We start from the raw sequence: 25,284 nt of genomic DNA, 5'->3' as shown, positions 1-25,284 counted from the left end.
TCGCGTATGCGTGTTCGACCGGCGCGTCCCGGCGACGCCGAGACGCTTCGGACGACGGTTTCACGGGCCCGCGAGGCGACGGTGTTCGACGACATCGGCGCGCCGCTCCTCGACGTCTCGGCCGCGGGCGTCAGGGAGGCGACCGCGGGCGCTGAGTGCTGTTTTCTGATGGAGGACGACGACGGCCCGATCGGCGTGGCGATCGCCCACCCCGATGAAACGGGATCCGAGGCCGAGCTCCTCGCGCTCTGGGTCCACCCGGAACACGTCGGCGAGGGCGTTACCGAGGACTTACTCTCGCGCACCGCAGACGAACTCGCCGGCCACGGCGTCGACACGCTCCGGACGAGCGTCCCCGACGACCGCCCGAGCGCCCGCGAGTTCTACCGCGCCCACGGGTTCTCCCGACGCGCGGTGCGTCGCGGCCCCGCCGGCGACGAGACGGTCGTGGCGGTCGACATCGACGCCATCCGGTGACGGGGAGAAGGCTCACTTCAGCCGTTCCTGAAGGAACGACGGATGGGCGGCGGTGACGCCGTCGACGGCGAGCAGCTCGTCGTTGATGACGTCGCCGAGCTCGTCGCCGTCGGCCGCGCGCACCTCCGCCATCAGCATGTGGTCGCCCGAGGAGGTGTAAAGCGACTCCACCTCCTCGAGGGCCTTCAGATCGCGGGTCGCGGAGACGTACTTACCCGAGTCCACGTCCATGCCGACGATCGCGATCGACTGCGTCGAGAGCTTCTTCGGATCGACGTCGGCCGAATAGCCGACGATGACCCCCTCCTGCTCGAGCTTGTCGATGTACTTCCGCACCGTTGGCTTCGAGACGTCCGCCCGCTCGGCGATCTCCCCACAGGAGGCCTGCGCGTCCTCCTCCAACACCGAGAGGATACGCTCTTCCGTCGATACGGTACTCATACGAACTCCTTTGTCACCACGGAAAAAATACCTTGCGAACCCGAAAACCGGGCTCGACGTCACGAACCGGGCCGGTGGAATTACTCGTGTTTGTCCACGAACTGGTCGTACGACCGCTCCCACTCGTAGTCGTCGTCCCAGTAGCGCTCGGCCAGCGGCTCCTCGGGCATCTCGCCGATCTGCTGCTTCTCCTGGCCGTAGGAGGGACGGTCCTCGTCGACGTAGAACCGGCCGGTGAGGACCTCGCCGTCGTACAGCGCCTCCTCGGTCGTCCGCATCATCTCGGCGGCCTCGACGCGGTCCGTCTTGTCGAACTCGTAGTCGTCGGACTCGTTGACGTCGATGTACGGGACGTACTGGCGGGCGTCCTTGTTCCAGGTCGGACACTGCGTCAGGAAGTCGACGTGGGCGAACCCGTCGTGTTCGATCGCCTCGATCAGGATCTCCTTGGCCTGGTTCGGGTTGACCGCGGCCGTCCGGGCGACGTAGGAGGCGCCGGCGTTGAGCGACAGCGAGAGCGGCTTGAGCGGCTCCTTGGCGCTGCCGTGTGGCTGGGTCTTCGACTTGTGACCCTTCGGGCTGGTCGGGGAGGTCTGTCCCTTGGTGAGCCCGAATATCTCGTTGTTGAACACGATGTAGGTCATGTCGTGGTTCTCCCGGGCCGTGTGGATGAAGTGGTTGCCGCCGATCCCGTAGCCGTCGCCGTCGCCGCCGGCGGCGATCACTTCGAGGTCGGGGTTGGCGAGCTTCGCGGCGCGGGCCACGGGCAGCGAGCGCCCGTGGATCGTGTGGAACCCGTACGTGTCGAGGTAGCTGTTCAGCTTCCCCGAACAGCCGATACCCGTACAGAGCAGGGTCTCCTCGGGCGTCCGCCCGACCTCAGGGAGCGCCTGTTTCAGCGCTTTCAGGACGCTGAAGTCGCCACAGCCGGGACACCAGGTCGGCTGGGGCTCGACGGTCGGGGTGTACTCGTCGCGGTCGATCTCTCGCTCCTCTCCGATGGCTGAAAACGTGCTCATTGGTTAATCACCTGCTGCTGGGACGAAGGTGGTCTGATGGCCGGACGCGTCGCCGTCGCCCTCGATGATCGCGGCCTCGAAGCCGTCGACGACCTCGGCCGGCTCGAACGGGTTCCCGTTGTACTTCAGGAGGCTCGACAGCTTCTCCCCGTACTGGCCGAGGTTCTTCTGGACGAGCCCGCGGAACTGTCCGGAGGCGGTCATCTCGACGACGAGCACCTCCTCGACGCTCTCGATGAACGTCCGGACCTCCTCGGTCGGGAACGGGAGCATGTCGGAGACGCCGAGCGACTTCACCGAGACGCCGGCGTCGTTGAGGCGACCGACGGCCTCCTCGACGGTTCCCTGCTGGCTCCCGAACGTGAGGATCCCGTACTCGGCGTCGTCGGGGCCGGCGTACGAGCTCGTGTCCTCGGTGTCCAGGTCGGCGCGGATCGCCTCGAGCTTCTGCGTGCGTCGGTCGATCTGCGCGACCCGGTTGTCGGGCGACTCGCTGATGTGGCCCGTGGGGTCGTGCTCGTTGCCGGTCGCGAGGTAGCGGCCGCCCTTCTGTCCGGGGATCGACCGCGGGGTGACGCCGTCCTCGACGTCGTGCTGGAAGCGGTGGAACTTGCCGTCCGCCGAGTGGGGCTGCTCGGCGAGCTCCTCCTCGGAGAGCGTCTTCCCGAGCGTCGGGTTCGGCTCGCGGTCGAAGTGGCTCTTGGGGACGTTGACGAGCTCCCCGCCGAGCTTCTGGTCGTACAGCAGGATCGTCGGGATCTGGTACTCGTAGGCGAGCCGGAAGGCGAGCCGCGACTGCTCGTACGCCTCCGCGACCGTGCCGGGCGCGAGCACGACCCGCTGGGAGTCGCCCTGTGAGGTGTACAGCACGTGTTCGAGGTCGGACTGCTCCGGCTTCGTCGGCATCCCGGTCGAGGGACCGGCGCGCATCGCCTCCACCAGTACGAGCGGCGTCTCCGTCATCTCCGCGAGGCCGAGCGGCTCGGACATCAGCGCGAACCCGCCGCCGGAGGAGCCGGACATCGCCTTGACGCCGGCGTGGGAGGCTCCCACGGCCAGCGCCGCCGCCGCGATCTCGTCCTCGACCTGCTCGGAGATCCCGCCCAGCTCGGGCAGGTTCTGGGTCATGATCGTGAACACTTCGGTCCACGGGGTCATGGGGTACCCCGCGATGAACCGACAGCCCTCGTCGATCGCACCGTACGAAATGGCGTCCGAACCGGACATGAGCAGCTGCGTCTCCTCGTGTTCGCCGGTCGGAACGGACACCTCGACGGCGTCGACGTCGTACTCCTCGCGGACCTGGTCGTAGGCGGTCTCGAGGATCTCGAGGTTGGGGTCGAGGATCTTCTCGGGCATCGCGTCCCGCATCAGGTCCTCGACGTGTTCGAGGTCCATGCCGATCAGCGCGCAGGTCGCGCCGACCCCCGCGGTGTTTCGCATCACCTCACGACCCATGTCGCGGGCGAGCCCGCGGAGGTCGAGCGGGAAGACGTGCCAGCCGTTCTCCTCGACGCGCTCCTCGAAGTTCGGGATCTCCGAGGGGTCGAGGAGTCCCTCGTCGTAGACGATGACGCCGCCCTCGCGGAGCTCGTCGAGGTTCTCCGAGAGCGGCTTGATCTCCTCGTTCCCGTAGACGGCACCCTCCTGCGGGTTGCGGGCGAACGAGTCGCCGAGCGCCAGGAGGAAGTTGTAGCCGTCGCCGCGGGACTCGACCGGGTCCGCGGCCGCGCGGATCTCCGTGTACGTGTGGCCCCCACGGATCCGGGACGGGTAGTGCCGGTGTGTGAACACGTTCAGCCCCGATCGCATCAGGGCCTTCGCGAAGTTCTGGCTGGTGGAAGCGATCCCGTCGCCGGATCCTCCCGATATCCGCCAGATGAGTTCTTCGTCAGTCATATTGTGGATCTTGGCCCGGTAAGGCCCAGTAGCCGGACATTGTGTCGGTCTCCTCTTAGGGCTTGCTATGGATTCACATGAAACGATCATGAACGACCATCGGAGCGGGCGCATCTCGTCGGTGCGTGCGGGGGTCTCCGGGGTCGTCGGCGGTCCGCGTCCTTTTAGACGGTCCTCCCCGGAACGGCGGTATGCTCACGTTCATCGGGCTCGGCCTCTACGACGAGCGCTCGATCACCGTCGAGGGGCGCGAGGCGTTGCGGTCGGCCGACCGCGTCTTCGCGGAGTTCTACACCAGCCGGCTCGTCGGCGCGGACGTCGCGGACCTCGAGGCCGCTCACGGCGTCGACGTCGAGGTGCGCGACCGCGAGGGCGTCGAGCGCGACCCCGAACCGATCCTGGCGGCCGCCGAGGCCGGCGACGCCGCCTTCCTGACCGCCGGCGACACCATGATCTCGACGACGCACGCCGACCTCCGCCTGCGGGCCGAGTCGCGCGGGATCGACACCCGGGTGATCCACGGCGTCACCGCCCAGTCGGCCGCCTCGAGTCTCACGGGCCTCCAGAACTACCGGTTCGGGAAGGCCGTGACGCTCCCGTTCCCGTACGCACACGGCGGCGAGGACGTGCCGGGAAGCGTGATCGAGACGATCGAGGCGAACCGCGAGCGCGGGCTCCACACCGTCGTCTACCTCGACATCAAGGTGGGAACCGGCCCGTCGGGGCCCGATCCCGATCACGAGGAGTACATGACCGCCGACCACGCGGCGGGCCTCCTCGCGGACGGCTGGCGGGACGAGCTGGCGGTCGTCGTCGCCCGCGCCGGCTCGCCGGACGCGGTCGTCGCCGCGGATCGGCTCTCCGTGCTCGCCGAGCGCGAGTTCGGCGACCCGCTCCACCTGCTCGTGATCCCCGGCGACCTCCACCACGTCGAGGCGGAGGCGCTCGTCGGACTGGCCGGCGCGCCGGAGTCGATCCTCGAGGAGTGATCGGGATCCTGCTCGAGGATCCGTCGAGACCCTCACGATTAATTACCGTGGCCATCGTCGGCGTGGCACATGAACGACGTACCCGTCGGTCGGCTCATGTCGACGGAGCTGGTGACGGTCGGCCCCGAGACCACCGCGGCGGCGGCGGCCGAACGGATGTTGGAGACGGGCGTGAACTCGATCCTCGTCGTCGACGGGAACGGGAAACTCGAGGGGATCCTCACGGGGTGGGACTTCGTGCGGCTCGTCCGTGAGAACGATCCCCACGACCGGACGCTCGTCGGCGAGTGTATGACGACCGAGGTCGTCACCGCCTCGCGGAACGACTCCGTCGAGGCGCTCTCCGACCTCGCCGACGGCGAGTACGGCCACCTTCCCGTGACCGACGACGACGGCGTCGTGGTCGGGATGTTGTCGACGACGGACCTCACGGAACACCTCGCCCGACGGTAGGACCACCTCGATTGACGGTCGCTCGCCGCCACACGGCGTGTTCCGCCGAGCCACGGAGCGGTTACGCCATTCGGAAGAACCAACACCCCCGGCGATCGATGTGTGGTATGGACTTACACGATCGCACCCGAGTCAGCGAGGTCATGTCGACGCCGCTGGAGACGATCGCCGCCGACGATCCCGTCCGCGAGGCGGCCCGTCGCATGCGTGAGAAGAACATCAGCGCGCTCGTGGTCACCGCCGGCGGCGGCTGTATCGTCACCCAGAGCGACATCGTCGGGGCCGTCGCCGACGGCCTCGACACGGAGGAGACGCTCGTGAGCGACGTGATGACCGAGGACGTGGAGACCGTCACGCCGGACCTGTTGATGGAGGAGGTCGCGGCGATGATGACGATGTACGGCGTGAAACACCTCCCGGTCGTCGACGACGACTACGTCGGCATGATCTCCTCGACGGACGTGGCCGCACACCTGTCGTAGTCGGCGCCTCGGCGGTCGAGGAGGTCGCCGGCACTTCGGAGTCGGGTCGGACTCAAAACAGGAGCAGCGGCGCGCCCACGGCCAGTCCGACGGCGATGAGCACGAGGTTCCAGACCAACACCGGCCGGACGAGCTCGCGACCGATGCTCGCGGCGAAGGCCGTCTTCACGAGGATGCTGGCGACCGTTCCGGCGACGATCCCCGCGACTGCGGCGTCGACCGTGATCTGTCCGGTGGCCAGAAGCGAGACGGCGGTCGTGGTCGCCGTTCCCGAGGAGACGAGCCCCGCGAGGAACGCGGTCGCGACGAAGCCGGTCGCGCCGAAGGTCCGCTCCGCGCCGGCGGAGACGAGGAGCACGAGGAGGAACAGCCCGCCGAAGGTGAGCGCGTTCCGGAGGCTAAAGGGGGAGGTGAGTTCCGCTTCCAGGTCCGTCCGCCACTCGCTTCGCCGGAGCGCGATCCCGACGCCCGCGAGCGTGATCGCGCCGAGCGGCGCGCCGACGGCCACCGCCGCCTCGGGGACGAAGACGACGACGAGCGCCGCGTTCCGCAGCGCCATCGCCGCGTTCGCGAGCAGGATCGACCCGACGGCGACGCCGACGAGGTCCTCACGACCCCTCGCGCGTTTGGCCATCTCGGCGACGACCGCGGTGGAGTTCACGAGCCCGCCGAAGAAGCCGGTGACGGCGTACCCGCGGCCCTGGTACTTCCGGACCAGCACGTAGTTGACGAACCCGATCGCGCTTATCGCGACGACGAGCGACCAGACCAGCCGCGGCTGGACCGCCCCCCACGGGTCGATCGTCTCGGCGGGTAAGATCGGGAAGACGACGAACGCGAGAATGGTGAACTCGACGGCGCTTCGCACCTCCTCGCGGGAGAGCCCCCACGCGAACTGGTGGAGCTCGCGTTTCAACACGAGCAGGAACGAGGAGAGCACGGCCACGGTGACCGCCTCGAGAAAGAGGCTCGCCGCGACGAGGGTGCCCACCCCGTAGGCGACGAGCATCGAGACGGACGTGGTCAGAGAGAGCCCTTCGACGTCCGCCTCGACGAAGCTCCGGACGGCCAGAAGCACCGCGCTGGCGACGATCAGGACGCCGCCGACGACGAGCAACCCCGGCTCGTCCGCCACGGAGAACACCGCGGCGACGAGGCTGACGAGCGCGAACGTCCGGATCCCCGCCGACTTCTGTGACCACTCGCGCTCGAGCCCGAGGAACATCCCCAGGAGCGTCGCCAACACCAGCTTGGCGACGTTCGTCTCCAGGTAGAGCAGGGGATCGATGCCGCTCAACACGGCGGATCAAGCCTCCGTCGACCGTATCGGACGAGTCCCACGAGTCACCACCCGGTCACCGGTTGGTGGGCTCCCGCGGGAGGTCGAGCGCCTCCGTGAGGTCGTGTTCCTCGCCGGTGAGCACGTAGAGGACGTCCTCGAGGATGACGACGAGTTCGGGGAGCTGTCTGGCGACGAGGTACGTGATCCCGATCAGCGCGACGACCGCGAGCAGCTGGCTGATGATCCGGTCGGAGACGAGAAAGGAGACGCGGTAGGGGTCCGTCGCGCCGAACATCGCCAACACCAGCTCCGGCTGCCACTGCATGTACTGGTTGCCGGCGACGACCGTGATGAACGTGGTCCGGAGGAGATTGAGGACGTAGATGAGCGGGATGGAGACGGCGAGCGCCCGGAGCTTCCGGTCGAGCGGGCCGTCCACGGCGGCGACGAGCCCGCCGAAGATCGCCATGCTACCGAGTCCCGTACACGCCAGCACGACGTTGATCCGCATGCGGTGGCCGTCCTCGAGCGTCCACGCGAAGGCGGCGTCGTACCCCTCGTAGTTCGCCACCCGCTCGGGCGCGTATCCGAGGAGATCGATGAGCATGCCCGTCTGGTCGGCGACGATCTCGATGAGGACGCGTCGGGGTTCCGGCACCGCCACGCCGGCCAGCGTGAACGCCGGGATCGTCTCGAACGGGAGGTAGATGAAGAGCATGATCGACACCGCCCGCGTGAGCGTGAAGAGCGACGCCCGCCCGTCGTACAGCAGGTACCCGACGTAGATACAGGCGGGAACGCCGACGAGCGCGAGGATCGACTCGACGTAGCTCTGGTGTTCGAACGCGAAGTACGGGACGGTCGTCAGCCAGAACAGCCCGAAGAGGCCCCACGTGCTCGCCGCGAGCGTGCGCCCCGCGGCGTATCCGCGGGCGTCGAGCAGCCAGGCGGCCGCGAAGAGGACCGCGACGATCCACGCGAACGTGAACGTGTCGGGGACGACGCTCAGTATCGCGGGGACGCCGGGGCCGAACATGTCGAGAGGGTCGGGGGTCGTCGAATAAAGCCCTTGTCGTTGCCGGAGATCCGGGAGGGAACTCGACTCCGAGAGTTATGTTCCTCGCCGTCGACTCACGGCGCGTCGCGCCGTTCGTCCGGGACGAGGGGCTACCGCTCCTCGCTGTCCAGCACGCGGATCTGGTCGCCGCGGACGGTGACCGGGATCGGGACGGTCGCCTCGTACAGCTCGACGGTCACCTGGTCTTTGCCCTCGTCGATGCGCTGGACGCGGGCCTTCTCGCCCTTGAAGGGGCCGGCGATCAGCTCGACGATGTCGCCCTCGGCGATCCCCTCGACGTCGGGGGTCGGCGAGAGGAAGTGTTCGACCTCCGAGAAGGGGCTCTCGGCGGGGCCGTCCGCCCCCTGGATGACGCCGCGGGCGTGGGGGATCTCGTCGAGGATCCGGGCGAAGACGCTGCCGTCCGACGCCTCGACCATCACGTAGCTCGTGAGCTGGTCGGGGGCGATGACCGCCTGGATCTCCGGCATCTCCTTTTCGGCGAGCATGTCGGCGACGGTCCGCTCCTGGCGGGCGGTCGTCTTGACCGAGAAGATCGGCATTACGCGCCGACCCCCGGCAGGAGGCTCATGATCGCGAAGATCAGGAAGCCGAGGAACCCGATCAGCAGGATCCCGGCGCCGGCGATCTTCGACACCTGGAGGAACTCGTCGGTGCTCGGCGTGCTCGCCAGCTTCAACACGCGGATATAGCTGTTGAGGTCGTACGGGACGTCCATGTTACGAGCGAGTTCGTGACGGGACGGTTTTTACCTTTTGATGCGGGTTCGACGGCATCGCCGTCGTCCTCGGTCGATCCCTCCCCTCATCCGCCGCGGTTCGAGACCCATCGGATCCCGCCGCCGACGCTCGCCGCCATCAGCGCGTTCGAGAGCGTTCCGGGGGCGTCCCCCCAGGTGACGGGGTCGCCGGTCGCCGCGCCGGCGACGACGAGCGCGAGGAGACTGACGGCGAACGCGACCAGGGACGCGTCGACGAACCCGGGGAGGCCGCGGTCCGTCTCCGGTTCGGGATGGTGGACGGGTGGCGGACCGCGGCCGTCGGACCCGTCGATCGGCGAGGGATCTCCCGACCCGTCGGTCGGCGGGGAGCCGTCGCTATCGACAGCGGCGGCGGCGTCTCCGGCGGAGGGATCCGGCATGGTGGAAGGATCCGGCATGGTGGAGGAGTACGTCGGCATGGTGGAGGGCGTGGAACGGCGGATGGACGGAGCGAGGGTCAGCGCGGGGACCTAGCGGACCCGGGTCGGCCCGCCGGTCACTCGACGTAGTCGATGTCCTCCATCTCGGCCGCCGTCGCCCCCGCCTCCTCGTCGTTCTGGCCGTAGATCTGTGGCGACTCGACGCCCGTGACGACGATCATCGTCCGCATCTCGCCCTCGAGGTCCTCGTCGACGGAGGTCCCCCAGATGATCCGGGCGTCGGGGTCGATCCGGTCGTAGATCTCCTCGACGACCCCCTCGGCCTCCTCGATGGACATGTCCTGTCCGCCGGTGACGTTCACGAGCGCGGAGTTCGCGCCGGAGATGTCGACGTCGAGAAGCGGCGAGCGCAGCGCCGACTTCACCGAGTCCTGCGCCTTCGACTCGGAGTCGGACTCGCCGAGCCCGATCATCGCGACGCCGCCCTTCTCCATCACGGTGCGGACGTCGGCGAAGTCGAGGTTGACGAGGCCGGGTTTGGTGATCAGCTCCGTGATCCCCTTCACCGAGCGCATCAGCACCTCGTCGGACACCTTGAACGCCTGGCGGACGGGGAGCTTCCCGACCGCGTCGAGCAGGCGATCGTTGGGGACGACGATCACGGTGTCGCTCACGTCGCGGAGGCGTTCGAGCCCGGCCTCGGCGTTCGTCCGGCGGACCTCGCCCTCCGCGGTGAACGGGGTCGTGACGATGGCGATGGTGAGCGCGCCCGAGTCGCGGGCGGCCTTCGCGACGACCGGCGCGGAGCCGGTCCCGGTGCCGCCGCCGAGCCCGGCGGTGACGAACACCATGTCGGAGCCGTCGATGGCGTCGGAGATCTCCTCTTGGGACTCGATGGCGGCCTCCTCGCCCACCTGCGGGAGCGAGCCCGCGCCGCGGCCCTGGGTCTTCTGTTGACCCATCAGGATCTTGGTGTCGGCCTCGATGTTGACGAGGTGTTGCACGTCGGTGTTGGCCGCGACGAGCTTCGCGCCGTGGATCCCCTCCTCGGTCATCCGGTTGACCGTGTTGCCGCCGGCGCCGCCGCAGCCCACGACGGTGATGTTGGTCTGGAGGTCCTGGAGGACGTCCTCCAGCTCGTCGTCGGTCATCGTGCCGGTCCGTGGCGCCGCGTCGGCGTGGCCGTCCTCCGCGGGGTCGCCGGGACCCCCGGAGCCGTCCGCCGGGGATTCCTCGGCTTCGTCGATGGCGTCCTCAACGATGGAGTCCATTATGTGGTGTCGTTGCGACCCCGACGTATTTATTCTTGCCCGATCGTCCGACCCGCGTCAGACGCCGAAACGGCCTCAGCCGGAGTGGTGGCTCCCGATCGGTCGGCAGTCTCCAGGCCGGGTCGACGATCGGACTCACTCGACGGGAAATCGCTCCTCGCGTCGCGTCGAGACTGCCGCCGGATCGATCGTCTCGCCCTCCACCTCCACGGACTCGCCGGACGCGAGCCGGCCGAACGCCGGCCCCTCCGGTACTCCCCGGTCGACCGCAAGCGCCGGGTCGAACGCGGTCTCGCGGGCGACTACGGCGTCGTCGTCGACGACGACCTCGTCGTAGCCGGCCTCCAGCACGGCCGCGAGGTCGGCGACGAGGTCCGCGTATCCCGGTGCCGCGTCGTCGACCGCGAGCGCGACGCTCCCGGCCGCACGCGTCCCGGCCTGCTCCGTGCCGAACGCGACCGCGTTCGACTCGACGGTCGCGCGCGCGGCCTCGGCGTCGATCCCCTGTGCCCGCGCGAGCAACTCGTCCGGGAGGTCGCGGACGGTCACCGCGCCGGCGGGGTCGGCGGCATCGGCGGCGTCGGCCGGGTCGGCCGGGTTGCCCCCGCCCGCTTCCGCGATCGGCGCGTCAACCGACCCGAACCGGAGCCCCTCGTCGACGGGCTCGATCGCCGCCTCCAGGTGTTCGACCAGCGCGAGCGGACGGTCGTCGACCGCCCGGACCCACGTCTCGCTCACGGCCCGGTACCCGAGGTCCCGGATCGTTTCGACGAGGTCGGGTCGATCCCCCTCTATCACGGCGCGGTCGGCGCGGCTCCGTTCGAACGCCCCCTCGATCACGTCGCGGTTGGCGTCCGGCGAGCCCATATCGGCGAGCGCCCAGTCGGCCCCGACGTGGCCGACGGTCCAGTCGGTCTCGCGGACGATCCGGGTGAACCGCGGGGCGTAGTGGCCGCCGCCGAAGCCGACGACGTGGCGGTTCCGACCGTCGGGTCCGTGCATATCCGGACCCGTCCCCTCGAGCGCGAGGACGGCCTTGGCGACCGCGCGGGCTCCCTCGGGGTCGCGCCACTGCGGCTCGTCGGAGCCGAGCTCGGCGAACAGCGAGGGAACCGAGGTGTCCGTCGGACCGTGGTGGGTGCACTCGATCCCCACGTCGTACCCCTCGGGCGCGTGAGTCGCCATCGCGTCGACGACGCGGCTCACCGCGCCCGGCGCGGCCCGCGCGAGGGTCCGCGGCTCCCCGCCGTACTCCGCGGGCCCGAAGTTGCCGGTGACGTGGGCGGTCAACAACGGACCGGTGTTCCCGGAGTGCCGCGAGACGAACACGAGGAGGGCGGGGTCGTCCGCGGCGTCCTGCTCGTCCCCACTCCCTCCTCCGCCGAAGGCGGCCGCCGGGTCGGACAGGTCGATGTGGAGCTCGTCGAACTCGCGGAGCTCGAACCCCTCGGTCCGATAGTAGGTCCCGCCGCCCGCGGCGTCGGGGCGGGTTTCGTCCTCGTGGCTCGTCCAGTCGCCGATATCGAGGAGTCGCTCGCCGATGTGCTCGGAGGCGCTGTCGGCCCGACTGACGACGATCGCTATCACGTGTTCGGCTGGGTTTCGGTCGGTCGAATAGCCATCGATTCGGCATCACCGTTCCGACTCGCGTATCCCTCGATCGGGCTCGATCCGTGACCGGTCGTCCGACGTCCCGCCGGTTCGTTCGGCTCGACCGGCGGACCCGCGCTCGCCCTCGCCCTCGAGCACCCGGTCGAGCTCGTCCTCGAGTTCGGATTCCGTCAGCTCCCCGGCCGCGTATCGCTCCTGGACCTCCCGGACCGGATCCCTCTCGCGTGCCCCACCACGTTCGGCGTCGCTGACCGACGCCGACCGCCGATCGGCGGCCATCGCCGACCCGAGCACCCCGCCGAGCGCTCCGAACCCGACCAGAAGCGCCGTGGCGAACAGCGCGGCCCCGAGGAGGACCAGCGTGATCCCGAGGTCGAACCCCGAGAGGAGGACGCCGAGGAACACGACGGCCGCGACCGCCAGCGACGCGATCGCACCCGCCGCCCCGCCGAGTTTCCCGCCGTGCGTGGCGTCCCTTCCGCCGAGCCATCCGGCCATCGCTCCGCCGACGAGCGGCGCGAACACCGCGCCGAACGGGACGAGTCCCATGACGAGCATCGTCGCGGCACCGATCCCGGCGTGTTTCAGAAACGAGCTACGCATCGCGGTTCCGGCCGGATGGGCCCGGCGGTCGACGCGCCGTTCGTGGAGGGCAGTCCATGCCGCCGGATTACGCCCGATCGAAGATAAACGCCGGGGACGATCGCGACGCCGCGGATGACCGTGCCGCCGGTGGACCACGGCAACAGCAGGTAGGCGAAGGGGGTCACGGCAACAGCAGGTAGACGAAGGGGGTCACGGCAACAGCAGGTAGACGAAGGGGGTCACGGCAACAGCAGGTAGACGAAGCTCACGTACGCGGCCACGAGTATCGCTCCGTCGACCCGCGTGAGCCGGTCGCCGCGGTACATGAGCCCGACGACGAGCAGGGTGAACGCGAGGAGCGTCGGGAACTCGAACGCCCGGACCCCGGGGCTCACGTCGATCGGGGAGACGAACGCGAGCAGCCCGATGACGGCGAGGACGTTGTAGATGTTCGAGCCGACGACGTTGCCGACGCTGAAGCTCGCCTCGCCGCGGACGGCGGCGACGACGCTCGCGGCGAGTTCCGGCAACGAGGTGCCGACCGCGAGCACGGTGAGCCCGATGAACAGGTCGGAGAAGCCGGCCGCGGCGAGCAGGTCCCGTCCCCCGTCGATCAGCCAGCGGGAGCCGACGACGAGCGCGGCGATCCCGCCGATCACGGCGGCGACGTCCCTCGCCTCGGCGTCCGGCATGCCGTCGCGTTCCGCGGCGGAGATGCCCGCCTGCGTCCGCTGGACTCCGCGCAGCACGACGGCGGTGAACGCGACGAGCGCCGCGAGGAGGACGCCGCCCTCGAGGGGGCCGATCCGCCCGTTCCAGCCGAGTCCGACGAGCAGCAGCGCCGCGAGGATCATGAACGGCACGTCCCTGCGGAACACCGTCCCGGAGACCTCGAGCGGACGGATCAGCGCGGCGATCCCGAGCACGAGCCCGACGTTGGCGACGTTCGAGCCGACGATCGCGCCCAAACCGATGTCGGTCGACACGGTGAGCGCGCCGAGGATCGCCACGAACAGCTCCGGCGCGGTCGTCGCGAACGCGACGACGGTGACGCCGACCGTCGAGGCCTTCAGCCCGATAGCGAGCGCGAGGTCGCGAGCGCCCGCGACGAGCAGCTCCGCGCCGGCGTACAACAGCCCGACGCCGGCGAGGAGGAGGCCGAGTTCGGTCACCGGCGATCCGAGCACCATGCCCGCGGTTCACGCCGTCCTTTCAAAAACGACGCGATACGGGACGGGGACGCGGCGGTATCGCCGTCCTACGTCCGCGTCGCGCGGAACTCGCCGTGTTTCATGCCGACGACGAAGACGATAGCCCCGAAGACGACCATCGAGGGGACGACCATCATGAGCGTCGTCGAGAGCGGCATCATGCCGCCGCCGACGAGCCCGGCGGTTCCGACGGCGATGAGAAGCGCCACGATACCGGCCGCACGGGGGAGGTCGAACTCCATGCGATCGGTACGGGTCTCGCGGAGGTAAGCGTTCGGTCGATCCCCACGTGCCGGTGACGATCGATGAGCCCGTCACGCCTCGATGATACCGTCGCCGTCCTCCTCCTCGGGGAGGCGGATCTCGCCGTCGAGCGAGACGACCGCGTCGCCGCCGACCGTCACGGTCACCTCGCCGTCTTCCCCGTTTCCGCCGATCGCATCCTCGCCTTCTCCGTCCCCGCTGCCCCCGTCGCCCTCGTCGACTCGGACCGCCACGCATCCGGGCCGATCGAGGAAGTGGCCCTGCTCGCACCGGATCTCCTCGGGGAAGTCGCCGTCGAACGCCTCGACCGCCCGGAGGTATCCGCCGACCGCGCCGCTCGCGGTGCCCGTCACCGGGTCCTCGGGGACGCCGACGGCGGGCGCGAACGCCCGGCCGTGGAGCGTCGAGTCCGCCCCGAGCGCGTCGAAGGTGAAGGCGTACACGCCCGCGACGTCGAACTCGGCGGACAGCCCCTCGACCGCGCGCATGTCCGGGTCGGCCTCGCCGAGTCGCTCGAGGAAGTTTACGGGCACCACGAGGAACGGGAGGCCGGTCGATGCGACCGCGACGGGGAGGTCCGCGCCCACGTCACGCAGCGCGGCCGGATCGATCCCGAGCGCGGAGCCGAGCCGGTCCGCGTCGACCTCGACCGTCCCGACCGTCGGCGACTCCTGTCGCATCCAGACCCGGCCCGACTCGGTCACCGTGACCGTCAGGTCGCCGACGTTCGTGCGGAGGACGTGCTCGCCGGCGTCGATCGCTCCGTCCGCGAACAGCGCGGCGTACGAGGCCACCGTGGCGTGTCCGCAGAGGTCGACCTCGTCGGTCGGCGTGAAGTACCGGATCCGCCGGTCGGCGTCCCCGTCCGCGGGCGTGAGGAACGCGGTCTCGGACGCGCCGAGCTCCGACGCGATCCGTCCCATCCGGTCGTCGCTCAATCCCGCGGCGTCGGGCACCACGCCGGCGACGTTGCCGGCGAGAGGGTCGTCGGTGAAGGCGTCGACGAGCAGCGTGCGTCGCGTTTCCATGCCACCTCCTCGTCGTCCCCACGAAAAAGCTCCCGGGGTCGGCGGTCGCAACGTCGATCCTGCTTCCATCGGGACCGTCGCTCATTCGAGATCGTCGCCTACTCGCGTCGTCGCCTACTCGCGTCGTCGCTCACTCGCGTCGTCGCTCACTCGGGCGATTCGGCCGGATCTGCCGCCGTGACGCCGCGGAGTTCGATCCGCGCGCCCCCGCCTTCCGCCTCGGTCGCGGCCGCGGTCCAGCCGTGGGCGGTCGCGATCTCCGAGACGATCCCCAGCCCGAATCCCGTGCCATCGTGGTTGGTGGAGAACCCGACCTCGAAGACCGTCTCACGGTCCGCCTCGGGGATCCCGGGCCCGTCGTCGGCGACGAACAGGGTCGTTCCCTCGCGACCCACCGTGACGGTCACGCCCTCGCCGCCGTGCTCGACGGCATTTCGAAACAGGTTCTCGAACAGGGTCCGAAGCCGCGAGGCGTCGCCGTCGATCGCCCCGACCTCTTCGATCCGCAGGGTCGCGTCCGCGGTCTCGACGGTCCCCCAGGCCCGCTCGGCGACGGCCGCGACGTCCACCCGCTCGACGTCGACGACGCGATCGCCCATTCGGGCGAACGAGAGGGCGTCCTCGATGAGCTCCGTCATTCGATCGAGCGCGACGACCCCGTCACGCTCGGCGAGATCGGGGTCGTCCGGCGCCGACTCGCCTGGAGGGACCGCTCCGTCGAGACGACCCGCTCGCAGACCGTCGACGACAGGGAGACGACGTCGCCCTCGGCGAACTCGCCGGTGGCGTCGTCGACGACCACCGTCCGATAGCGGTCGCCCTGGACTCGCGAGAGCAGTCCCGACTCGACGCCGAGTACCTCCCTGCCGAGCGCGAGCAGCGAGGCGACCTTTCGCTCGAACGTGGCGTCCCTCTCCGAGATGGCCTCGTGGAGCCGGTGCATGACGGACTCGCGCCGCTCCAGCTCGCGCCGCTCGTGCATCGCCTCCGTGACGTCCCGGGAGTAGACGGAGACGCCCGAGTCGAACGGATAGACCCGCGTCTCGAAGAAGCGGTCGGCCGGCTCGTAGTGGATCGTCGCGGTCGTCGACTTGCCGGTCTCGCGGGCGCGCTCGAGGGCCGTCCGGAACTCGGTGTCGATCACGCCGGGGAACACGTCCCAGACGCGCTCGCCGACGAGGTCGTCGCGGTCGCGGTCGCCGGCCGTCACTCCCGCCGCCCGGGCGTTGAGGTAGGTTATCCGGTCGTCGGCGTCGAGCGCGACGAACGCGTCGGTCATCCGGTCGAGCAGTTCGGCGCGCTCCTCCACGAACGCCAACTCCGCGGTGATGTCGGTCGCGATCCCGTAGACCGCGTACGGCTCGCCGGTCTCGTCGAAGAGCGGGACGCGGACCGTGGCGAACCGACGCTCGCCGTCCGGGCCGGGATAGCGCTCGTCGAACCGCTACGGCTCGCCGGCCGCGATGGCCGCCTCGTCGTTGGCGCGGAAACGACCGGCGAACTCCCCGCCGTGGACCTCGGCGGTCGTCGCCCCGATGATCTCCTCGCGCGGGACCCCGACCAGCGACGCGAACGCGTCGTTGACGAGGAGGTAGCGGTCGTCGGTGTCCTTCATGAACACCAGGTTCGTCGTGTGCTCGAGGATGGTGTCCAGACGCTCGGCTGACGCCCGGAGCCGCTCGATCGTCGCGGCGTGGTCGGCGTCGTCGCCTCCCGCTCGGACGGTACGCGCCCGCCGTATCCGGTCGCGGAGGTCCGCGAGCGCGTCCGGGTCGCCCTTCCGCACGTAGCCGGTCGCGCCCGCGTCCACCGCGGACGCCGCGAACGCCTCGTCGCCGTCGGCGGTGACGACGAACACGGGGACTCCCGGATCGATCCGGCGGACGGCCGCGAGAAGGTCGAGTCCGATCCCCGAGCCGAGGTCGCGCTCGACGAGCACGCAGTCGTGGCGGGCCGGATCGAACGCGTCGCGGGCGGTTCGGAGGTCGCGGACGTGCCGGAGTTCGAACTCGCCCGTCGCGTCGGCCAGCGTCGTCTCGAGCGCCGCGGCGAACTCGTCGTGGGGGTCCGCGAGCAGCACGGATGCCGGGCGCTCCGTCACGATCCCCCGTTCTCGTCGGTGCCACTTGTGTGTGGCGGGGATCGGACGCGGCCGTCTCGGTCGACGAACGCCCGCCCGTCGGCCCGATCGATATCAACCCTTTTGCTCCTCTCCGTTGATGGGGGGGTATGGGCCTCTTCGACCGGTTGCGCGGGAACGACACCCCGCGCGTGGCGTTCGTCGGGATCGACGGACTCCCGTACGACCTCGTGGCGAACGACCCCGAGACGTTCCCGACGCTCTCGGCGATCGCCGAGGCGGGCGACGGCGGGGCGATAGACAGCATCGTCCCGGCGGAGTCGAGCGCCTGCTGGCCCGTCCTCACGACCGGCGTGAACCCGGGCGAGACCGGCGTGTACGGCTTCCAGGACCGCGAGGTCGGCTCCTACGACACCTACGTCCCGATGGGCCGGGACGTCCAGGCGACGCGGGTGTGGGACCGGGCCACCGCGGCGGGTCTCGACGCGACCGTCCTCAACGTCCCCGTCACGTTTCCGCCCCAGCGGAACCTCCAGCGGATGCTCTCCGGCTACCTCTCGCCGGAGGTCGACACGGCCGCACATCCCGAGGAGCTCCGGGCGTACCTCGCGGAGGCCGACTACACCCTGTCGGTCAACGCGAAGCTCGGCCACAAGGCGGACAAGACCGAGTTCGTCGAACACGCCCGCGAGGTCCTCGACGGACGGGCGGCGCTGTTCGAGCGCTACGTCGAGCGCGACGACTGGGACCTGTTCGTCGGCGCGTTCACCTCGCCCGACCGGATCAACCACTTCCTGTGGGGCGACCACCTCGATTCGGGGCCACACCGCGAGGACTTCCTCGAATTCTACGCCGCGCTCGACTCGCACATCGGGTCGATCCGGAAGGCGCTCCCCGACGACGTGACGCTCGTCGTCGGCTCGACGCACGGGTTCACGCGGCTCGAACACGACGTGTACTGCAACGAGTGGCTCGACCGCGAGGGATGGCTCGAGTACGACGACGAGGACCACGACTCGCTCGCGGACATCGGCGGCGACGCCCGCGCGTACTCGCTCGTCCCCGGCCGCTTCTACCTCAACCTCGAGGGGCGCGAGCCGGAGGGCGTCGTTCCCGAGGCCGACTACGACGACGTGCGGGCCGACCTGGTCGCGGACCTGGAGGCGTGGGAGGGTCCGAACGGCAAGCCCGTGGTCGACCGCGTCGTCGAGCGCGAGACCGCCTTCCGGGGCGACCACGACGCGATCGCGCCCGACCTCGTGGCGATCCCCAACCCCGGATTCGACCTGAAGGCCGGGTTCCGGCCACGAGACCGCGTCTTCGACCCCGACGGGCCACGGACCGGCATGCACACCTTCGAGAACGCCGCGCTCTTCGTCGACCACCCGGCCGCGACCGTCGGGGACGCCGACCTCCTCGACGTCGCCCCCACCCTCCTGAAACTGCTCGACGTGGAGTACGCGCGGACCGACTTCGACGGCGCGAGCCTGGTGTGAGAGTCGGCTGACGCCGCCCGTGGTCCCCATCGCATGACGGACGTGTTACAGGCCGTGTACTTCGTGTTCCTCGCGGGGATCCTCGGAACGCTCCTGGTCGGGACGTCGTCCCGGGACCTCCGGGCGGTCGTGAACGGGATCGCATCCCTGGTCGCGGCCGTGACGCCGACGCTCGCCGAGGTCGCCATCGCGCTCGAAACCGGGGCGAACGTGACGTTCCCCCCCGAGCTCTCGGTGTGGATCGTGGTCGCAGGGTTCCTTCACATGCTGGGAATGTTGGGGTGGTACGACACCGTCGGGTGGTGGGACCACCTGACACACACCGTCTCCGCCGCCCTCATCGCGGCACTCGTCTACGCAAGCCTCCAGAGCCGGTACGCGTTCGGAGCGCAGGTCACCGACCTCGACGCGGCCGTCTTCACCGTACTGTTCACGCTCGGGGTCGGCGTGTTCTGGGAGTTCGTGGAACTCGCCGCCCGCGAACTCGGCGAGCACGTCGACAGACCGCCGGTGCTCGAGTACTACGGCCTCCGTGACACGGTCCTCGATATGGCGTTCAACGGAGCGGGTGCGGCCGTGGTGGTCGCACTCGACGTGCGGACGTTCGTGTCGATCGTCGATCACGTCCCGCGGATCGCGGAAGCGGTCGTCGTCGGGAGCACCGTCCTCCTGTTCGTCGGCACGCTCGGTCTCGGAATCGTACTCGAGATCGTTCGGGAGGCTGCGACCGATGCTAGATGACGGTCCGGCCTCCGAACGCACGCCGGGGGGAGCCGGCTCCCACCCGGCATCGTGGTGACTTTCGTCCCCGTGTCGGTCCTCGAAACCGCTCGACGATCCTCGAAACCCCCAACAACGATCCCCGGAACCGCCAACGCTTATTCGCGGTCGTCCGATACCCGTACGCATGCAGGTCGTCTTTCGAGCGTACGGTCCCGTACGGGACGTCGTCGGGGCGAAGACGGTCGAGCGGGAGCTTCCGCCGGACGCGACCGTCGAGGACCTCCTGGCGGGACTGGTTGAGGAACATCCCGATCTGGCGAACCTCCTCTACGCCGACGGGGACCTCGGCGACGCCGTCAGCCTCACCGTCGATGGCGTCAGCGTCTCGCGGCTCGACGGGCTCGAGACGACGCTGTCGGCGGGCGACGAGGTGCGCGCAGCCCCGCCTATCCACGGCGGGTGCGGCGTCGACCGAGCGTTCCCGTCGGACTGAATTCCGTCAGTCGTCGGCGACGCCGCCGGCTCCTCCGCCGACGTGGCCGGCCGGAACCGTTCCGTCCGGGTTCCAGCCGCGGAGCTCGTAGTACTCGTCGAGCGCCGCCTCGAACCCCGGCAGGTCGTAGGGGAGCCGGTCGTCCTCGCGGTCGAACCCGCGGCGGTTGTTGAAGTGGCGCTCGAGTTCGATCACGCGGTCGCCCATCGCGAGGAGGTCCGCGAAGTCGGCGTCCAGGAGTTCGGCCCTCGCCTCGTCGTCGACGTAGCCGCTCGCGAACGCACAGAAGATCCCCGAGTCGCGGACGACCTGCCGGTTCTCCCGCTCGATCAGCAGCTCGGGTTTCCCCTCCAACCCCTCCGGGTCGACCTCGCCGTCGTACTCCAGGCTGAGGAACGACGAGTACATGTGGTCGGCCCCGCGGTTCGCCACCGCGTACGAGAGCCCCTGGCCGTGGATCGCCCGGCCGTCGTGTGCGGCGAACTCGAGCCCCTTCACCGACCAGTTCTCGACGCCGAGCTCCTCGTGACAACGGGCGACGCCCTCGGCGAGCGTGTCGCCGATCCCCTCCCGACGGGCGACGTCCTCGAGCGTCTCGTGGACCAGCTCCGCGTTGCCGAACTCGTCCTCGCTCGCGAGGTACGCGGCCACGGTGTCGCCGGCGGAGATGGTGTCCATCCCGAGGTCGTCACAGCGGTCGTTCGAGATCATCACGTCGACGACGTCGTCGACGCCGGCGTTGCTGCCGAACGCCATCACCGTCTCGAACTCCGGTCCCTCCGTCTCGACGCCGCGCTCCTCGTCGCGAGTGGGGAGCTTGCACGCGAACGCGCACATCGAACACGCCGCCTTCTCGTACTTCTTCTCCTCGACGGCGTCGCCGCCGATCCCCTCGACGCCCTCGAAGCTCATCTCCGAGAAGTACCGGGTCGGCAGCCCGAACTCGTCGTTGATGAACTCGGTCCCGTTGGTCGTTCCCTGTCGTTTCATGATGTCGTCCGCCGTCGCCGCCTCGCCGTGGATCTCCGACTGGATCTCCTCGGGGAGGTCGACGCGGGCGGGCGAGTCGCCCTCGAAGGTGAGACACTTCACGTTCTTCGCGCCGAGGACGGCCCCCATCCCGCCGCGACCGAACGCCCGGCTGTCCGAGGTCATCACGCAGGCGAACCGGACGCGGTTCTCCCCCGCCGGACCCACGGTCGCGAGGTGCTCGCTCTCGAGCCCGTGCCGTTCGCGCATCGCCTCGGTCACCTCCGGCACCTCCGCGCCGGCGAGTTCGGGGACCTCCTCGAACTCGACGCCGCCGTCACGGACGTGGACCGCGAGGAGTTCGTCGCTCGCGCCCGTGACCTCGACGACGCCGTGTCCGGTGTCGACGAAGTTCCGCGAGAGGTAGCCGCCGGCGTTCGTCGAGCATAGTCCATCCGTGAGCGGCGAGAGGCCGGTCATGTTCATCCGCCCGGTGAAGCTCATCCGCGAGTGCTGGAGCGGACCCGACGAGAGGTAGACGCGGTTCTCGGGGCCGAACGGGTCCGCGTCGAACGGGATCCGGTCGTGTGCGAGCTTCGTCGCCGCCCCGCGGCCGCCGACGAACGCGGCCAGCACCTCGTCGATATCCGTCGTCTCCGCCTCGCGGGCGCCGACGTCGACGGTCAGGAGGTCGCCTTTCGCGTGGTTCATGCGGACGTGTACCACTCGACGGGTTAGGGAGTCTCGGGAACCGTACAGATTTTCCGGTACTCGCCGCGAGCGCGGCGGTTCCGACGATCCTCGTCCGCGTCCTCCGTCCGCGTCGACTTGAAGTAGTCTCGCGCACATCCACGGGCATGGAACGGACGCCGGACGGATCCCCCGTCGGCGTCGACGATCCGTACGCGGTCGCGGGCGTGTGTGATCACCTCACCGACGACGGGCGGTGTCGGTTCGCGTTGACGCGAGCCGGCGACGACCCCGCGTTCGCCGCCGAGCGACGCCGTGACGGGTACGCCTGTCACGTCGGTCCCGACGGCGAGTGGCGGGCGTGCCCGCACTACCGATCGACGACCGACGGCCGCGAGTGTGCGCGCTGCGGGCTCGAGGAAGTCCGAGTGGCCCACGAGGACGCCCGGCCGCTCGTGGAGGAGCACCACCTCTCGTACGCGGGACGGGAGAACGGGACGGACGACGGGGGAGTCTCGGGGACTGACGACCGCCCCGACGCCGGACCCCACGAGATCACGGTCGCGCTGTGCCGCTGGTGTCACGCGAAGGTCCACGGCTCCATCGCGCGGATCGACGACGACGCGAGCCCGGATCCCGAGGCGATCGCCGAGCGGGAGGGTCGGCGGACGAGAGAGCGCGCGGAGTCGGCATTCGAGACGGCGCGGGAGCGGTACGATACTGAAAAGTGAGAAGCGATGGCGTGCGGATCGATGGCTAACGAGGGGGACGTGGTTCCAGTGAGGTCCGATCTCTGTGTGTGATACGGCACGAAACAGCCGATCACTGAAAAGTGGTTGTAGAACGATCGTTTCGAGAGAGATCGGGTCGATCGGAACGGGATCGTTGGTTAGGTGGTGGGCACCTCCAAAGCCCCAGCCGCGAGGACTCGATGCGCTCGCTGCGGTTCTCGTCGCTCACTACGTTCGCTCCTGCGGTCCTTACGTCACGCGTCTTCGTCCTCGCGACTGCCCCTTTGAATCCCACCCGAACCGCACCGCCCCGCACCTCACGCCTCCCCAGCCTCGCGGCTCGCTCGTCGAGGTGCTCGCTTCGCTCGCACCTCGCACCACTCGCCGCGTCCCTCGCGGGCTGCTCGCGTCCTCCGGGCGCTCGCAGGCGCGCCACCGCACCACAGATCGTTCGTTCCTTCGTCTGTAGTGAGCATCCGCGAGCGAAGCGAGCGGTTCACCGACGGCTCGGCTGTCGCCTCGCCGTCGGCTTTTTCCCTCCAGGTTTTTCGAGGAGTGGTTCCCGAAGCGAGCGCAGTGAGCGAGGGAACCCGACGAGAAAAAGGTGGGCGGTTACTCTTCGGGTTTCGGACGGACGAGGTTCGCGAGCGCGACGAGCGCGCCGAGGAACCAGCCGAGCGGGACGGAGATGCCGATCCACATGAGGACGTAGCCCAGTCCCGGGAGCCCCCACTGCTCGCCGAAGGTCTCGAGGTCGAAGGCGTTCCGGAGCGTGTCGTTGACGTCGCCGACCGCGAGGAACGTGTCGAGGATCCAGGCGGCGAGGTCGTAGCTCGGCGGGAGGATGACCGCCTCGAGGCTCGGCGTGACGAGCGCGGCCACGACGGGCGGCAAGAAGAGCGCGGTCATCGCGAAGGGATACGCCAACAGGACGCTGACGAAGCGGCCGCCGACCTTCGAGAAGCCGGCGGCGAGCGCGGCGGAGACGATCGCGACGACGCTGGCCGCGCCGACCGCGATCACGTCCGCGGTGGCCAGTTGGAGGTAGGTGACGAGGGTGAGCGCGCCCCAGACGACGGTCGCGACGAGCACCGCGCCCGCGATACCGAACCGGGTCACCGCGGAGTCGAGCTTCGCGGCGTAAAACCGGGTGGCGAACCCGACGAGGAGCAGGGGGTACGCGACCGCGACGAGCGGGGCCCCGAGGACCGCCCAGAGGTAGTAGCCGACCGTCTGGGGGGCGGTCTCCGGCTTCCACTTGCCGAGCACCGTGCTGGGATCGAGCTGTCTGGGGAAGACGATCTCCATCCAGGTCTCGTGGAGCCGGACGACGTCCAAGAGAAGCGCCTCCAGCAGGCCGATCTGTCCTCGTCGTTCCATTTGGCTCACATCGCGGGCGGGGTGACGTGAACTTTGTGCCTTCGGGACGGATCCGCTCGGACGGTCGGGAACTCGGCGGCGACGGGGCGGACGCTCCGCCTTCCGGAGGGTTCCTCTCCTCCTCGATCTCGCCCGCCACACGCCGACATATTTAAAGGTGGCTCGCGGCGTATCCCGGGTATGTACCGAAGACGACTGCTGGGGGCGCTCGCGGCGTCGGGGGCGGTCGCCGCCGCCGGCTGTCTCGGGGGCGACGACGGGAGCTTCGAGTTCGACGCGGAGCCGGCGCGGGTGCCGGACGCGGCGCTCTCCGAGGCCGGCTACGAGGGCGAGGAGCCGGAGTCGTTCGAGATCGAGCAGACGCTCGAGGTCGCCGGGATCGAGCGGGAGGTGTCGGCGACGACGTGGGTCGCGAGCTACGAGAACCCCGAGCGCGCGTCGTCGCTTCTGGTCGCGAGCACGCCGAACCCGACCGTGGCGGGCCAGTCCGTCAACCCGCTGGTGCGCGCGGACGACGCCGAGCTGCTCCGGCGACTGCTCGAGGGGGGCCTCGGCGGTGGCGGCGGTGGCGGCGACGGCGGCGACGGCGAGGCCGGCGGCGTGGAAGGAGGGAACGTCGACGACCTCGAGGAGGTCGGCACACAGACGCGGACGGTCCTCGGGACCGAGACGACGGTGACCACGTTCGCGACCGAGATCGAGTTCGACGTTCCCCGGGACGCGCCCGTCGACGGCGAGGGAACCGTCCCGGCGCTCGTCCACGTCGCGACCGTCGAGGACGGCGACGACGTGCTCGCGCTCGTGGGCGTCCATCCGGAGGCGGTCGAGGAGGGGGAGACGCTGGGATCGCTGATGGAAGCGGTCGAGCACTGAGACGGCCGGGCGAGCGGACGGTCGAAGGCCACACCCTCCCTGCCCGACGGCCTTTTGCCCGTCGAGTTCCGGAGGGACGTAACGTGAACCGACGAGGGGTCCTGGCGGCCGGCGTGCTCGCGGTCGGCGGCGCGATGGCGGCCAGCGCGCGGGTGGTCGCGGAGTCGCTCGCGGGCGGCGAGGACGGGTCCGGGTCGAGCGCGCCGGTCGTCGATCCGGACCTCCGAACCGTTCGGGCCCTCCCGGAACCCGGCGACGGCTGGGAGCGGAGCCGGCCGACCGCGCTGGCGATCGACGGGACGGCTGCCGAGGAGGGGACCGGCGCGGAGTACGTCGCCCCCGACGGGGAGAGCGCCCTCGTCCACGTGGTCCTGTGGCCGGACGCGGGCGTCGCGGCCGAGCGCGCCGAGACGGACTACGCCGAGTGGGACCGGGCGATCGCCCACGAGGAGTTGACGTTCGCGTGCGACGGGCCCTCGCGTGCGGACGCGACCGAGTTGCTCTCGGCGTCGCCGGCGCTGAACGGCAGCGCCGCGGATTCCGACACGGACGGGCCGGTCGGCGACGGATCGTGAACGAACGGTTCGCCGTCCCGCTCGCGTTTCACCGTCGTTCCCGG

At 69.8% G+C, this 25,284-nt stretch carries 29 protein-coding genes; 10 read left to right on the top strand and 19 right to left on the bottom strand.

Annotated features, from left to right (window positions below):
• The first annotated feature begins 6 nt into the window (after positions 1-6).
• Complete coding sequence (locus EAO78_RS14145) at positions 7-477, top strand: GNAT family N-acetyltransferase (protein ID WP_122106484.1); 471 nt, start codon at positions 7-9, stop codon at positions 475-477.
• Positions 478-489: 12 nt separating this feature from the next.
• Here EAO78_RS14145 and lrpA1 read toward each other — a convergent pair whose 3' ends face one another.
• From lrpA1 to EAO78_RS14130, 3 genes are all read right to left on the bottom strand, one after another.
• Positions 490-918, bottom strand: coding sequence for an HTH-type transcriptional regulator LrpA1 (gene lrpA1, locus EAO78_RS14140; protein WP_122106483.1), 429 nt, complete (start codon positions 916-918; stop codon positions 490-492).
• A gap of 80 nt (positions 919-998) precedes the next feature.
• Positions 999-1,937, bottom strand: a complete 939-nt coding sequence (locus EAO78_RS14135) for a thiamine pyrophosphate-dependent enzyme (RefSeq protein ID WP_122106482.1) — start codon at positions 1,935-1,937, stop codon at positions 999-1,001.
• Positions 1,938-1,940: 3 nt separating this feature from the next.
• Positions 1,941-3,836 carry a 2-oxoacid:acceptor oxidoreductase subunit alpha gene (locus tag EAO78_RS14130; protein ID WP_122106481.1) on the bottom strand — a complete coding sequence of 632 codons (1,896 nt, stop codon included), beginning with the start codon at positions 3,834-3,836 and terminating at the stop codon, positions 1,941-1,943.
• A 191-nt stretch (positions 3,837-4,027) separates the two neighbouring features.
• Here EAO78_RS14130 and dph5 point away from each other — a divergent pair, with 191 nt between their 5' ends.
• The 3 genes from dph5 to EAO78_RS14115 all read left to right on the top strand — a co-directional run bounded on the left by dph5 (position 4,028) and on the right by EAO78_RS14115 (position 5,760).
• Entirely contained in the window at positions 4,028-4,825 is a 798-nt protein-coding gene (gene dph5 / locus EAO78_RS14125; protein WP_122106480.1) for a diphthine synthase, read from the top strand.
• A 69-nt stretch (positions 4,826-4,894) separates the two neighbouring features.
• Complete coding sequence (locus tag EAO78_RS14120) at positions 4,895-5,278, top strand: CBS domain-containing protein (RefSeq protein ID WP_122106479.1); 384 nt, start codon at positions 4,895-4,897, stop codon at positions 5,276-5,278.
• Positions 5,279-5,385: 107 nt separating this feature from the next.
• Positions 5,386-5,760 carry a CBS domain-containing protein gene (locus tag EAO78_RS14115; RefSeq protein ID WP_122106478.1) on the top strand — a complete coding sequence of 125 codons (375 nt, stop codon included), beginning with the start codon at positions 5,386-5,388 and terminating at the stop codon, positions 5,758-5,760.
• A 52-nt stretch (positions 5,761-5,812) separates the two neighbouring features.
• Here EAO78_RS14115 and EAO78_RS14110 read toward each other — a convergent pair whose 3' ends face one another.
• The 14 genes from EAO78_RS14110 to EAO78_RS14050 form a co-directional block, all read right to left on the bottom strand.
• Positions 5,813-7,060: an MgtC/SapB family protein gene (locus EAO78_RS14110; RefSeq protein ID WP_122106477.1), complete on the bottom strand. Its 1,248-nt coding sequence runs from the start codon at positions 7,058-7,060 to the stop codon at positions 5,813-5,815.
• A gap of 55 nt (positions 7,061-7,115) precedes the next feature.
• Positions 7,116-8,078 carry an archaeosortase A gene (artA, locus tag EAO78_RS14105; protein WP_122106476.1) on the bottom strand — a complete coding sequence of 321 codons (963 nt, stop codon included), beginning with the start codon at positions 8,076-8,078 and terminating at the stop codon, positions 7,116-7,118.
• A 131-nt stretch (positions 8,079-8,209) separates the two neighbouring features.
• The gene (locus EAO78_RS14100) at positions 8,210-8,662 is read right to left on the bottom strand and encodes a transcription elongation factor Spt5 (protein ID WP_112077898.1); all 453 of its coding nucleotides are present in this window, start codon (positions 8,660-8,662) and stop codon (positions 8,210-8,212) included.
• Positions 8,662-8,838 (bottom strand): protein translocase SEC61 complex subunit gamma, encoded by a 177-nt coding sequence (locus EAO78_RS14095; RefSeq protein WP_122106475.1) that lies wholly within the window; start codon positions 8,836-8,838, stop codon positions 8,662-8,664. The genes EAO78_RS14100 and EAO78_RS14095 overlap by 1 nt, the downstream gene beginning before the upstream one ends.
• A gap of 86 nt (positions 8,839-8,924) precedes the next feature.
• Positions 8,925-9,260, bottom strand: a complete 336-nt coding sequence (locus tag EAO78_RS14090) for a hypothetical protein (RefSeq protein WP_122106474.1) — start codon at positions 9,258-9,260, stop codon at positions 8,925-8,927.
• A gap of 116 nt (positions 9,261-9,376) precedes the next feature.
• A complete protein-coding gene (gene ftsZ, locus EAO78_RS14085) occupies positions 9,377-10,531 on the bottom strand; it encodes a cell division protein FtsZ (RefSeq protein WP_122106473.1) in 1,155 nt (384 codons plus the stop codon).
• Between the two features lie 135 nt (positions 10,532-10,666).
• Positions 10,667-12,118, bottom strand: a complete 1,452-nt coding sequence (locus EAO78_RS14080; RefSeq protein ID WP_122106472.1) for a D-aminoacyl-tRNA deacylase — start codon at positions 12,116-12,118, stop codon at positions 10,667-10,669.
• A 45-nt stretch (positions 12,119-12,163) separates the two neighbouring features.
• Positions 12,164-12,745 carry a DUF5518 domain-containing protein gene (locus EAO78_RS14075; RefSeq protein WP_122106471.1) on the bottom strand — a complete coding sequence of 194 codons (582 nt, stop codon included), beginning with the start codon at positions 12,743-12,745 and terminating at the stop codon, positions 12,164-12,166.
• 221 nt (positions 12,746-12,966) lie between these two features.
• Positions 12,967-13,917, bottom strand: coding sequence for a calcium/sodium antiporter (locus EAO78_RS14070; RefSeq protein ID WP_122106470.1), 951 nt, complete (start codon positions 13,915-13,917; stop codon positions 12,967-12,969).
• A gap of 68 nt (positions 13,918-13,985) precedes the next feature.
• The gene (locus tag EAO78_RS14065) at positions 13,986-14,180 is read right to left on the bottom strand and encodes a DUF7333 family protein (protein WP_122106469.1); all 195 of its coding nucleotides are present in this window, start codon (positions 14,178-14,180) and stop codon (positions 13,986-13,988) included.
• A 72-nt stretch (positions 14,181-14,252) separates the two neighbouring features.
• On the bottom strand, positions 14,253-15,230 hold the full coding sequence (locus EAO78_RS14060; protein ID WP_122106468.1) for a PhzF family phenazine biosynthesis protein: 978 nt from the start codon (positions 15,228-15,230) through the stop codon (positions 14,253-14,255).
• Positions 15,231-15,376: 146 nt separating this feature from the next.
• Entirely contained in the window at positions 15,377-15,868 is a 492-nt protein-coding gene (locus EAO78_RS18485) for a sensor histidine kinase (protein ID WP_238987711.1), read from the bottom strand.
• Entirely contained in the window at positions 15,865-16,539 is a 675-nt protein-coding gene (locus tag EAO78_RS18480; RefSeq protein ID WP_238987710.1) for a PAS domain-containing protein, read from the bottom strand. Before EAO78_RS18480 ends, EAO78_RS18485 begins: the two co-directional genes overlap by 4 nt.
• Before the next feature lie 135 nt (positions 16,540-16,674).
• Positions 16,675-17,331, bottom strand: a complete 657-nt coding sequence (locus tag EAO78_RS14050; protein WP_122106467.1) for a response regulator — start codon at positions 17,329-17,331, stop codon at positions 16,675-16,677.
• A 128-nt stretch (positions 17,332-17,459) separates the two neighbouring features.
• Between EAO78_RS14050 and EAO78_RS14045 the strand changes: the two genes are divergently transcribed.
• The 3 genes from EAO78_RS14045 (at position 17,460) to EAO78_RS14035 (ending at position 20,022) form a co-directional block, all read left to right on the top strand.
• On the top strand, positions 17,460-18,806 hold the full coding sequence (locus EAO78_RS14045) for an alkaline phosphatase family protein (RefSeq protein ID WP_122106466.1): 1,347 nt from the start codon (positions 17,460-17,462) through the stop codon (positions 18,804-18,806).
• A gap of 33 nt (positions 18,807-18,839) precedes the next feature.
• Positions 18,840-19,547: a hypothetical protein gene (locus EAO78_RS14040; protein ID WP_122106465.1), complete on the top strand. Its 708-nt coding sequence runs from the start codon at positions 18,840-18,842 to the stop codon at positions 19,545-19,547.
• Between the two features lie 166 nt (positions 19,548-19,713).
• Positions 19,714-20,022: a ubiquitin-like small modifier protein 1 gene (locus EAO78_RS14035; protein WP_122106464.1), complete on the top strand. Its 309-nt coding sequence runs from the start codon at positions 19,714-19,716 to the stop codon at positions 20,020-20,022.
• Between the two features lie 6 nt (positions 20,023-20,028).
• Here the strand turns inward: EAO78_RS14035 and EAO78_RS14030 are convergent, their stop codons facing one another.
• Positions 20,029-21,702, bottom strand: a complete 1,674-nt coding sequence (locus tag EAO78_RS14030; RefSeq protein ID WP_122106463.1) for an aldehyde ferredoxin oxidoreductase family protein — start codon at positions 21,700-21,702, stop codon at positions 20,029-20,031.
• 146 nt (positions 21,703-21,848) lie between these two features.
• On the opposite strand from EAO78_RS14030, the gene EAO78_RS14025 reads away from it, so the two are divergent.
• Positions 21,849-22,412, top strand: a complete 564-nt coding sequence (locus tag EAO78_RS14025; RefSeq protein WP_122106462.1) for a DUF7097 family protein — start codon at positions 21,849-21,851, stop codon at positions 22,410-22,412.
• A 612-nt stretch (positions 22,413-23,024) separates the two neighbouring features.
• On the opposite strand, the gene EAO78_RS14020 is transcribed toward EAO78_RS14025, so the two are convergent.
• Positions 23,025-23,765: a hypothetical protein gene (locus EAO78_RS14020; RefSeq protein WP_122106521.1), complete on the bottom strand. Its 741-nt coding sequence runs from the start codon at positions 23,763-23,765 to the stop codon at positions 23,025-23,027.
• A 207-nt stretch (positions 23,766-23,972) separates the two neighbouring features.
• Between EAO78_RS14020 and EAO78_RS14015 the strand changes: the two genes are divergently transcribed.
• Positions 23,973-24,665: a DUF6517 family protein gene (locus EAO78_RS14015; protein WP_122106461.1), complete on the top strand. Its 693-nt coding sequence runs from the start codon at positions 23,973-23,975 to the stop codon at positions 24,663-24,665.
• 83 nt (positions 24,666-24,748) lie between these two features.
• Positions 24,749-25,240, top strand: a complete 492-nt coding sequence (locus tag EAO78_RS14010) for a hypothetical protein (protein WP_122106460.1) — start codon at positions 24,749-24,751, stop codon at positions 25,238-25,240.
• Positions 25,241-25,284: the final 44 nt, after the last annotated feature.

The sequence above is a fragment of the Halobellus captivus genome, from assembly GCF_003697845.1.
Classification (GTDB): domain Archaea; phylum Halobacteriota; class Halobacteria; order Halobacteriales; family Haloferacaceae; genus Halorubrum; species Halorubrum glutamatedens.
Note: the sequence above shows the minus strand (reverse complement) of the source record. Positions and strands in the feature narration are given on the sequence as shown.